Here is a 2,939-nt window from a genome sequence, read left to right on the forward strand (position 1 = left end):
AGACGGTCAGCTGTCCACGCCGCATGCTCTCCCACGGGATGCTCACAGCTCCCAGAGGGCTATCAGGCTGTGGACAACTTTCCGAAACCATGTCCTGAACTTCGAGGTTTAGAAGATACAAGGGCAGCAGCTCAAAGATGCGTGCCAGCCGCTCCTCGGACGAACGCAGGCGCTGCGCGGCGCGGCGCGATTCGTCAATGTCTTGCAATATGCCGCGCACCCGCACCACCTGCCCGTCCTGCACCACGGGTTCGCCGCGCACCCGCACCCACAGCAGCTGGCCGTCGGCACGGTGGATTTCGATCTCCATGCTCCAGGTGATGCGGTCTTGCAGGCTGCGGCGCATTTCCGATCGCACCGCGTCGCGCCACGCCGGTGCCACGAAATGATCCACGTAACACCGGGGCAGCGGGGCACTGGCCGGCAGGCCGTGGATGTCAAAGCACACATCGGACCAGTAGGTGATGCCCACGCCGGGCGTTTCTTCCCACACGCCCAGGCGGGCCATCCAGCCGGCCTCGCGCAGCAGGCGGTTGGCGGTCAGCAGTTCGTCGCGCACGCGCTGCTCTTGGGTGAGGTCGTGAAACACGAAGATCAGGCATTCCTCGCCCTCGATCTGAACGGTGCGCGCCGACATCAGGCCCGGCAGCTTCTCGCCGTCGCGGTGCGCCGTCATGGGCAGGCCCCGCACCTCGCCGTGGTTTTGCAGCGCCTGCACCAGGCGGGCGCGCTGATCTTCGTGGGCCCACACGCCCAGTTCGGCCGACGTGCGGCCCAGGATCTGATCGCGGGGTTTGCCCAGCATGCGCTCGAAGGCGGGATTGACGTCCAGGTAGCAGCCATCGGCCAGCCGTGTGATGCCGGCGGCATCGGGCAGGGTTTGATAGACGGTGGTGTATTTGGCCTGCGACACGCGCAGTGCCTCCTGCGTCTCGTGGTGCTCGGTAATGTCCAGGTCAATGCCCGCCAGGCGCAGCACGCGGCCGCTGGCGTCGCGCTCCACGGCATGCCCGCGCGAGATCAGCCAGCGCCAGCGGCCCTGGTCGTCGCGCATGCGAAACTGGTCCTGAACGTTGTCTTGCAAGCCGTCCATGGTGACGTGCAGGCTGTTCTCCAGGCGCTGCAGGTCGTCCGGGTGCCAGCGATCGCGCCAGCGCTGGCGGGCCGCCTCCTCGCTCACCCGCAGCGACGGTTGCAGGCTGCCTTCGTCGGGGCTGTCCGGCAGGCCGAAGTTGCGGTAGAACTGCCCGCGGTAAGAGAACATGCGCGTGCGCACATCCCATTCCCAGCGCCCGCCGCCAGCGGCCTTGAGGGCGAGCAGCAGGTTGTCCTCACGCTCACGCATGGCGTTCAGCCAGATGGCGCGCTCGCGCAGCATCACGCCAAAACCGCACAGCACAGCCACGCCAATGGAATAGCGCCAGGCAATGCCGCGCAGCCACCATTCGCGCAGCGAATCCACCGCGACGCCGTTGGGATCTGTCCAGGGCTGTATGGCTGGCGGCAACACCAGTGCCAGGGCCATCACCACCACCCAGGCATTCAGGCGCCCGCGCCGGTACGCCAGCCAGCCCGTCAGGCCCATGCCCAGGCTGCAGGCCGTCAGCCCCAGGGCCGCGCCCCAGTCGGCATTGACCACCAGCCACTGGCTGGTCAGGGCAATGGTGGCCGCCACGGCGCCCGCCAGCGGGCCGAACAGAAAAGCCGCCGCCGCAATGGCGGGCGGATGCACGTGCAGCACACCCGGCGAAAACAGCGGCAGGCCCTGCAAGGCGACCAGCACCGAAGCGACCCCCGCGGTCAGGCCCAGCAGAAGACCGGCCAAGCGCGAAGGCCGCAACAGCACCGGGTGCGGCAGCGCCGCCAGGCCGACGAGCAGCAGCAGGTGCACGATGCCGGACACAAACACGTCATTGGCCACGCGGCAGCCCCCCAAAGGCCATGTCCACGGCGCAGCCGCAGCAGGCGGCATACATGCGCCAGCCGTGCGCGCAGGCAGGCATCACCGACGGCAACCCGGTGGGTTGCGCGGCAGGCTGAGCAACGGCGGCGATGCTTGACATGTTTCTGAGTGTAATGGCCCGCCGGGCGGGCGACGCAACGGGACCCGACATGCTGCCGATCAAACAAGCAAGGCTTGTGACGCAGCCGCTTCCAGCCGCAGCAGGGCCGCCTTACGGGGCAGGCCTCCCGCGTAGCCTGTCAATGCGCCGCTGCTACCCAGCACGCGGTGGCACGGCACCACCACGCAGACGGGGTTGCGTCCCACGGCCGCGGCCACGGCACGCACGGCGGCAGGGTTGCCGACCTGCCGGGCCAAAGCGCCATAGCTGATGGTGCTGCCGCGCGGTATGGCCAGCAGCGCGCGCCACACGGCCTGCTGAAAAGGCGTGCCGCCCGACAGATCCAGCGGCAGATCGAACTGCATGCGGCTGCCCAGCAGATATTGCTGCACCTGCAGCGCCGCGACGCGCAGCACCGGGTGGCTGTCGTCATCGGCCGCAGGCCAGGCGCCCGGCCCGTCGAGCTGTGCCGGCAGGTGGCGCTGCCCGTCAAACCACAGACCCACCAGCCCGGATGCGCTGGCGGCCAGACGCACATCGCCCAAGGCCGTGGCACTACGGCTTTGCAGCGTGTCGCGGGGGTATTGCATGGCATGCTCCTTGATTCAATAGAAAAATGGCTGTAGCCAATGTTTGGCAAGCGCTGGAAGCTATGTATTCAATAGCACTGGGTGAGGCGTTTGTCTGACTGCAGCAGAGCCGGGCAGGGCAGACGGCCTGCCAAGACCGGCCCCGCAGGCGTGGATGCGGTTTGACACAGGCCCATGATAGGCTGCCCGGCCTTGGCGATGCGTGTTGTGGCGGACTGCGGTTTTGCCCACTGCCGCGCATCAAATGGGGGCAGCAGGGGCGGCGCCTAAAATGCGCGGCCTTGCA

The 2,939-nt window shown here is 67.8% G+C and carries 2 protein-coding genes; both read right to left on the reverse strand.

Translation table 11 applies throughout. The features are described from left to right. Positions 1-1,921, reverse strand: a 1,921-nt coding sequence (locus tag AB7E35_RS12105) for a PAS domain S-box protein (protein ID WP_428167626.1), incomplete at its 3' end; no start/stop codon positions are given. A 201-nt stretch (positions 1,922-2,122) separates the two neighbouring features. Next, positions 2,123-2,653 carry a methylated-DNA--[protein]-cysteine S-methyltransferase gene (locus tag AB7E35_RS12110; protein ID WP_428163970.1) on the reverse strand — a complete coding sequence of 177 codons (531 nt, stop codon included), beginning with the start codon at positions 2,651-2,653 and terminating at the stop codon, positions 2,123-2,125. Positions 2,654-2,939 lie beyond the last annotated feature (286 nt).

Source organism: Diaphorobacter sp. (assembly GCF_050251835.1).
In the GTDB taxonomy this organism is placed as follows: Bacteria; Pseudomonadota; Gammaproteobacteria; order Burkholderiales; family Burkholderiaceae_C; genus JBFXIE01.